6 protein-coding genes are annotated in these 6,191 nt (G+C 73.5%); 3 read left to right on the top strand and 3 right to left on the bottom strand.

The window, feature by feature from the left end; translation table 11 throughout:
- The 3 genes from JS521_RS32990 to JS521_RS32980 form a co-directional block, all read right to left on the bottom strand.
- Window positions 1–1,102: serine/threonine-protein kinase (locus JS521_RS32990; RefSeq protein ID WP_239488164.1), on the bottom strand; the 1,102-nt coding region annotated here is incomplete at its 3' end.
- Between the two features lie 388 nt (window positions 1,103–1,490).
- The gene (locus tag JS521_RS32985) at window positions 1,491–2,027 is read right to left on the bottom strand and encodes a MarR family winged helix-turn-helix transcriptional regulator (RefSeq protein ID WP_205086573.1); all 537 of its coding nucleotides are present in this window, start codon (window positions 2,025–2,027) and stop codon (window positions 1,491–1,493) included.
- Window positions 2,020–2,643, bottom strand: coding sequence for a DJ-1/PfpI family protein (locus JS521_RS32980; protein WP_205086572.1), 624 nt, complete (start codon window positions 2,641–2,643; stop codon window positions 2,020–2,022). Before JS521_RS32980 ends, JS521_RS32985 begins: the two co-directional genes overlap by 8 nt.
- A 159-nt stretch (window positions 2,644–2,802) precedes the next feature.
- Between JS521_RS32980 and JS521_RS32975 the strand changes: the two genes are divergently transcribed.
- From JS521_RS32975 to JS521_RS32965, 3 genes are all read left to right on the top strand, one after another.
- Window positions 2,803–4,188, top strand: a complete 1,386-nt coding sequence (locus JS521_RS32975; protein ID WP_205086571.1) for an aspartate aminotransferase family protein — start codon at window positions 2,803–2,805, stop codon at window positions 4,186–4,188.
- 222 nt (window positions 4,189–4,410) lie between these two features.
- Window positions 4,411–5,241, top strand: coding sequence for a GntR family transcriptional regulator (locus JS521_RS32970; protein ID WP_205086570.1), 831 nt, complete (start codon window positions 4,411–4,413; stop codon window positions 5,239–5,241).
- 60 nt (window positions 5,242–5,301) lie between these two features.
- Window positions 5,302–5,952: a putative DNA-mimic protein gene (locus JS521_RS32965; RefSeq protein WP_205086569.1), complete on the top strand. Its 651-nt coding sequence runs from the start codon at window positions 5,302–5,304 to the stop codon at window positions 5,950–5,952.
- Window positions 5,953–6,191 lie beyond the last annotated feature (239 nt).

Below are 6,191 nucleotides of genomic sequence, written 5' to 3'. Positions count from 1 at the left end.
CCGGTATGGGGGTGGGGACGCTGTGCGGGGCGTGGGCGGCGTGCGGCGTACGCGGGGGCGCCGGGATGCGGGCGCCAGCCGGGCCATCCGACTGCTCCGGGCCCTCCGACTGCTCGGGCTCCTCCGGCTCCTCCGGCTCCTCCGACTGCTCGGGCTCCTCCGGCTCCTCCGGGTCCTCCGCGTCGAGCAACCCCACCGCCTGGCGGCCGAGTTGGGCGAGGAGCGTGCCGGGCAGCCAGGGCTCGTCCGTCTCCGCCTCGCCAAGGCGGCCCAGTATCTCGGCGGTGCCGGGCCGGTCCGCCGGGTCCTTCGCCAGGCAGTCCCGTACGACGCCGGCCAGCTCCTCCGGGACGCCGGTCAGGTCCGGTTCCTCCTGGGCGATCCGGAACATCAGGGCATGCACCCCGCCGCTCTCGCCGGTACCGAACGGCAGCCGTCCCGACGCGGCGTACGCGAGGACGGACCCGAGGCAGAACACGTCGCACGCGGTGGTCACCCGCTCGCCGCGCACCTGCTCCGGGGCCATGAACCCGGGCGAGCCGACCAGGACCCCCGTCCGGGTCAGATCGCCGTCGGCCACGGACTCCAGGGCGCGGGCGATGCCGAAGTCGATGACCCGGGGCCCGTCGATGGTCAGCAGCACGTTGGACGGCTTCAGGTCCCGGTGGATGAGCCCGGCCCCGTGGATGTGCTGGAGGGCGTGGGCGAGCCCGGACCCCAGGAACCGTACGGAACGCGACGGCAGCGGCCCGTACGCCCCCGACGCGGTGACCGGGGTGCCGGGGCGGCCCGAGACGATGCGCTGGAGGGAGGGCCCGGCGACGTAACCGGTGGCGACCCAGGGGACGGGGGCCTCGGTGTCGGAGTCCAGCACCGGGGCGGTCCACGCACCGCCGACCCGGTGCGCGGCGCGGACCTCCTGGCGGAAGCGGGCGCGGAACTCGGGCTGCTCGGCGAGCTCGCGGCGGACGAGCTTGAGGGCGACGGTGCGGCCGCGGTCGGAGCGGGCGAGGAAGACCTGGCCCATGCCGCCCTCGCCGAGGCGGCCGAGGAGCCGGTACGCGCCGATGCGGTGCGGGTCGTCGGGCCCGAGCTTGTCCATGGTGCGCTTCCTCCCCCGTGCGGCCCGCACGAGGATAGCCCCGCCGGGCCGGGACGGCGGAGCCACGGTCCCCCTCCACGACACGTCTCCCCGCGCTCCGGTTCCCCGCCCGACCGCCGGGCGGCGCCCACCGGCCCGTCCGGGCCCCGCCTCTCCAGCCCGTCCGGCGTTTGAGGACGGAACCGTCGAGGTGTCGGTCCTCGGCCTGAACGTGCCGGGTGCTCCGGGGTACGGTCCCGGCCCGCGCACCGCCCTCGTGGATCAAGGGTTCCGTCCTCAATCGCCGGACGGGCTTGGGTGGCACCGCCCTCGTCCGGTCAAGGGTTCCGTGCTCAACCGCCGGGCAGGCTGGTGTGGCACCGCCCCTGTCCGGTCAAGGGTTCCGTGCTCAACCGCCGGACGGGCTTGAAGTGCCCCGGTTCGCGGCCTGGGAGCCAGACGGGCTGGAAGCACCCCCGTCCGCAGCGGCCAAGCTGTCCAGGGCCCCCGACAACCGCTCCAGCACCCGCACCGTCTCCGCCAGGTCCTCCGCCCCCACCTCCCCCGCCAGCCGTGCCGCGAACTCCGCGTGGGGCGGGCCGATCCGGGCCACCGCATCGCGCCCCGCCCCCGTCGCCCGCAACAGCTTCGCGCGGCGGTGGGCCGGGTTCTCCGCGTACTCCGCGAGCCCCCGCTCGACCAGCAGGTCCGCGATCCGCTGCACGCTCTGCCGGGTGATCCCCATCGTCCGGGCGATCCCCGCCACCGGCAACGGCTCCACCAGCACCGCCCCCAGCACCTGCCACCACGCCGACGTGAGCCCTCCCGGCCGCGCCAACTCGTCGGCCACCGACAGGAACTGCCCGTTCAGCCGGAACACCGTCAGCGCCGCCCGGCTCAGCAGCTCCTGCTCGGACGGGACGCGCCCCGCACCCTCGCTACTCACCCTGCAACACCTCGTACGCGCTCGCGTCCGAGTCGTGGAACAGCCGGTACCACGCGTCCAGCTTCTTCCCCTCGTACACCCCGAGCAGGCCGAACACCTCCCGCGCGAACGCCACCGGCTCCGTCGGCCCGGCCGTGATCAGCGCGCCGCCCCCGTCCGCCCCGGCGTCCGTGACCGCGTCCACCTCCACGTACCGCTCGCCGCCCGCGTACCCCGTGGCCGCGAGGTAGAAGGAGATCGCGCTCGTGTGCGCCCGGTCGTCCAGCAGCCCTTCCCGGGCCAGCCCGGCCGTCGCCCCGCAGATCGCCGCGACCGGCGTCCCCGCGTCCAGGAAGGCCCGGGCCGCCCGTGCGAACGGAGTCAGGGTGTCGCCCGTGTCCCAACCGGCCGCACCGGTCAGGATCAGCAACTCGCTTTCCTGTGGCCGTAGTTCGTCCAACGCCAGGTCGGGCTGGACGCGCAGGCCGCCCATGGTCGTCACCGGCTCCCGGGAGAGCCCCACGGTCCGCACGGTGTAGCCGTTCTGGGTGAGATGGGCGGTCGCGTACCCCGTCTCCCAGTCGGCGAAGGTGTCGTAAACGGCGAGATGCACGGTTCCGGCGCTGCTGCTGGTCATGATGACCTCCTCGGCTCGATGACAGAAGACTGTCATAACGACAGTGTGCTGTCAATGAGAAGTGAGGGCTTCGGACCCGACACCCTGCCGATCCATCCGCCCCAGGCCGTACAAGGTGGCCATGGAGGCCACCCCCCACCAGCGCTTACGCTCGGCCGCATGACCCCTCATGCCCCTCATGCCCCGTACGCCGACCCCGCGGCCGGTGCGGCCGTGAAGGCCGCGGACCGCGCGCACGTGTTCCACTCCTGGTCCGCCCAGGGCCTCATCGACCCGCTCGCCGTCGCCGGCGCCGAGGGGTCCTACTTCTGGGACTACGACGGCAACCGCTACCTCGACTTCGCCAGCGGCCTCGTCTACACCAACATCGGCTACCAGCACCCCACCGTGATCGCCGCGATCCAGGGGCAGGCGGGCAAGCTCGCCACCTTCGCGCCCGCGTTCGCCGTCGAGTCGCGCTCCGAGGCCGCACGCCTCATCGCCGAGCGCACCCCGGGCGACCTGGACAAGATCTTCTTCACCAACGGCGGGGCCGAGGCCGTCGAGAACGCCATCCGCATGGCCCGGCTGCACACCGGCCGTCCGAAGGTGCTTTCCGCCTACCGCTCGTACCACGGCGCGACCTCCACCGCGATCAACCTCACCGGCGACCCGCGCCGCTGGCCCTCCGACAACGGCTCGGCGGGCGTCGTCCGCTTCTGGGCCCCGTTCCTCTACCGTTCCCCGTTCCACGCGGCGAACGAGGCCGAGGAGTGCGCCCGCGCGCTCCAGCACCTGGAGGACACCCTCGCCTACGAGGGCCCGTCCGCCATCGCCGCGATCATCCTGGAGACCATCCCGGGCACGGCGGGCATCATGACCCCGCCGCCGGGCTACCTGGCGGGCGTCCGCGAGATCTGCGACCGGTACGGGATCGTCTTCGTGCTCGACGAGGTGATGGCCGGGTTCGGCCGCACCGGCGCGTGGTTCGCCGCCGACCACTTCGACGTCGTGCCGGACCTGCTGACCTTCGCCAAGGGCGTCAACTCCGGTTACGTACCGCTCGGCGGCGTCGCCATCAACGCGGAGATCGCCGCCACCTTCGAGACCCGCCCCTACCCCGGCGGCCTCACCTACTCCGGGCACCCGCTGGCCTGCGCCGCCGCCGTCGCCACCATCGGCGTGATGGAGGACGAGAAGGTCGTCGAGCACGCGGCCCGGATCGGGGAGACCGTTCTCGGCCCCGGCCTCCGCGAACTCGCCGAACGCCACCCCTCGGTCGGCGAGGTCCGCGGCCTCGGTGCGTTCTGGGCGCTGGAGCTGGTCCGTGACCGCGAGACGCGCGAGCCGCTCGTCCCGTACAACGCCTCCGGCGAGGCCGCCGCCCCGATGGCCGCCTTCGGTGCGGCGGCGAAGAAGCAGGGGCTGTGGCCGTTCATCAACATGAACCGGACCCATGCCGTCCCCGCCTGCAACGTCTCCGAGGCCGAGGCGAAGGAGGGGCTCGCGGCCCTGGACGTGGCGCTCTCCGTGGCCGACTCGTACACGGTGCAGGGCGCGTCGTAACGGCGCATCCGGCCCGTACGCTCCTGTACGCCGAGTAACCGGACGATCCGAATCCGCACGTGACCGCCCCCGTACGTCTCCCCGCCGTGCCCGGAAACGGGCACGGCGGCGGCCCTGGCTTAAGGTGACCCGAGCCAGTGGCGCCCCCGCCGGAACGTGCGGCGCGCACGGGGGCGGACATGGACGGACGGGTACGAACGGGTGCGGACGGAAGGGGTCGGCATGAGTCCGAGCGGAGGTGTGACGCGCAATACCCTGCGCCAGCAGATCGCCGACGCGCTGCGTGACGAGGTGCTCGCGGGACGTCTTCCGCCGGGCCGGGAGTTCACCGTCAAGCAGATCGCCGAGCAGTACGGGGTCTCCGCGACGCCCGTCCGCGAGGCCCTCTTCGACCTCTCCGCGCAGGGGCTCCTCGCCTCCGACCAGCACCGGGGTTTCCAGGTACGCGAGTTCACCGTCGCCGACTACCGCGCGATGGCCGAGGCCCGCGCCCTCGTCGTCGAGGGCCTCTTCCGCAACCCCGCCGAGCGGGTCGCCGTCCGGCCCGAGGGGCTCGCCTCGATCCGCCGCCGGGCGGCGGAGGCGGTCCGCGCGGCGAAGGGCGGCGACCTCGACGTGCTGATCGGGTACGACCTGCGGTTCTGGCGGGAGCTGGGGCAGTTCGTCCTCAACCCGTACATCGCGGACTTCCTCACCCGACTCCGCGTCCAGGCCTGGGTGTTCGCCGTGCACCGGCTGCGCCGCGACGGCATGGACCAGAACGTGCTGTGGTTCGGCCACGAGGAGCTGGTCGAGGCCATCGCCCGCGGCGACCGCGAGCAGGTCCACGCCGCCATGCACTCCTACTACGCGCACGCGCTGGCCTGGGCGGACCGCCTGGAGGCACGGGAGACCGGGGGGAGGGCCGCCCCTGGACCGCCGAACCCCATGGGCTCCCCGGACCTCATGGGCTCCCCGGACTCGATGGGCTCAGCGGAGCCCCCGCTGCGTCCGATGCCCGCCGCATCCCCGGAGTCTCCGGCATCTCCGGAGCCCCCGGGGCACTGTGCGTGAGGTTCGCCCCGCATTACGCTGTCCCGACGATCGCCGGAACCCTCCTGAGAGCGAGACTTCGTGGCCTGTGACCTGTGGCTGGTTCCCCTCGTCGACGTGCTGTGCCACAGCGCCGACAACCCCTTCGCCGAAGAGATCGCCGTCTACGACAAGGCGCTGAACGAGGCCGGGCTGCCTCCCGTCCCCGTGTACGCCTACATGCCGGGCCTCACCGGGGACGTCGCCCCCGTGGCCGGCTTCGACTACGACGCCCTGCACTTCCTGCGCCGCGCCTACCTGCTCCAGCTGAGCGGCCTGGCCGTCACCCCGGTCGCCGGTCTCGACGGCGACTACGAGCAGCTCCTGGAGATGTTCGAACAGGGCGCGCAGCAGTCGCACCTGGTCTGGCACTACGACCACGCCGGGGCGTACGTCCCGCTGGACTTCCCGGCCCCGCTCTCCGACGACGCGCTCCTGGCGGGCGGCGGCCCGCTGGGCTCCGCGCACGGGCTGCTGCGGGAGCTGGAATTCGTCGCCCCGTCCATCGGCATCGACCCGGCCAACCCGCCGGCCGCCCCGCAACCCCCGTCCGGCCCCACCGCCCTGGAGCAACCGGCGGACCCGATCCCGTACGACGACAGCCCGTTCGCCCGGGAACGCCACGTCTGGCTGGGCCTCCACGCGGCAGCGACCCGCAGCCTGGCACAAGGCTCAATGATCATCTTCAGCTAGCCCCCGCACCTTCACGGACCGGGGGCCGAAATCCAGCCCGTCCCGCGCCCCACGGACCGGGGCGCGCATACCCAGCCCGTCCCGCGCCCCACGGACCGGGGCGCGCATACCCAGCCCGTCCCGCTACCCCTGCGGACCGGGAGGCCAATTCCAGCCCGTCCCGCGCCCCACGGACCGGGAGGCCAATTCCAGCCCCTCCGGCGATTGAGGAGCGGGGGTCCCGGGGCAGCGCCCCCCCA

The sequence above is a fragment of the Streptomyces durocortorensis genome (assembly GCF_016901035.1).
In the GTDB taxonomy this organism is placed as follows: Bacteria; Actinomycetota; Actinomycetes; order Streptomycetales; family Streptomycetaceae; genus Streptomyces; species Streptomyces durocortorensis.
The sequence above is the reverse complement of the archived record's forward strand: the minus strand, read 5'-3'. Positions and strand labels throughout refer to the sequence as shown.

Coding starts and splice junctions, on each gene's coding strand:
- JS521_RS32980 (WP_205086572.1), bottom strand. CDS start 2,643: ATGACCAGCAGCAGCGCCGGAACCGTGCATCTCGCCGTTTACGACACC.
- JS521_RS32975 (WP_205086571.1), top strand. CDS start 2,803: ATGACCCCTCATGCCCCTCATGCCCCGTACGCCGACCCCGCGGCCGGT.
- JS521_RS32970 (WP_205086570.1), top strand. CDS start 4,411: ATGAGTCCGAGCGGAGGTGTGACGCGCAATACCCTGCGCCAGCAGATC.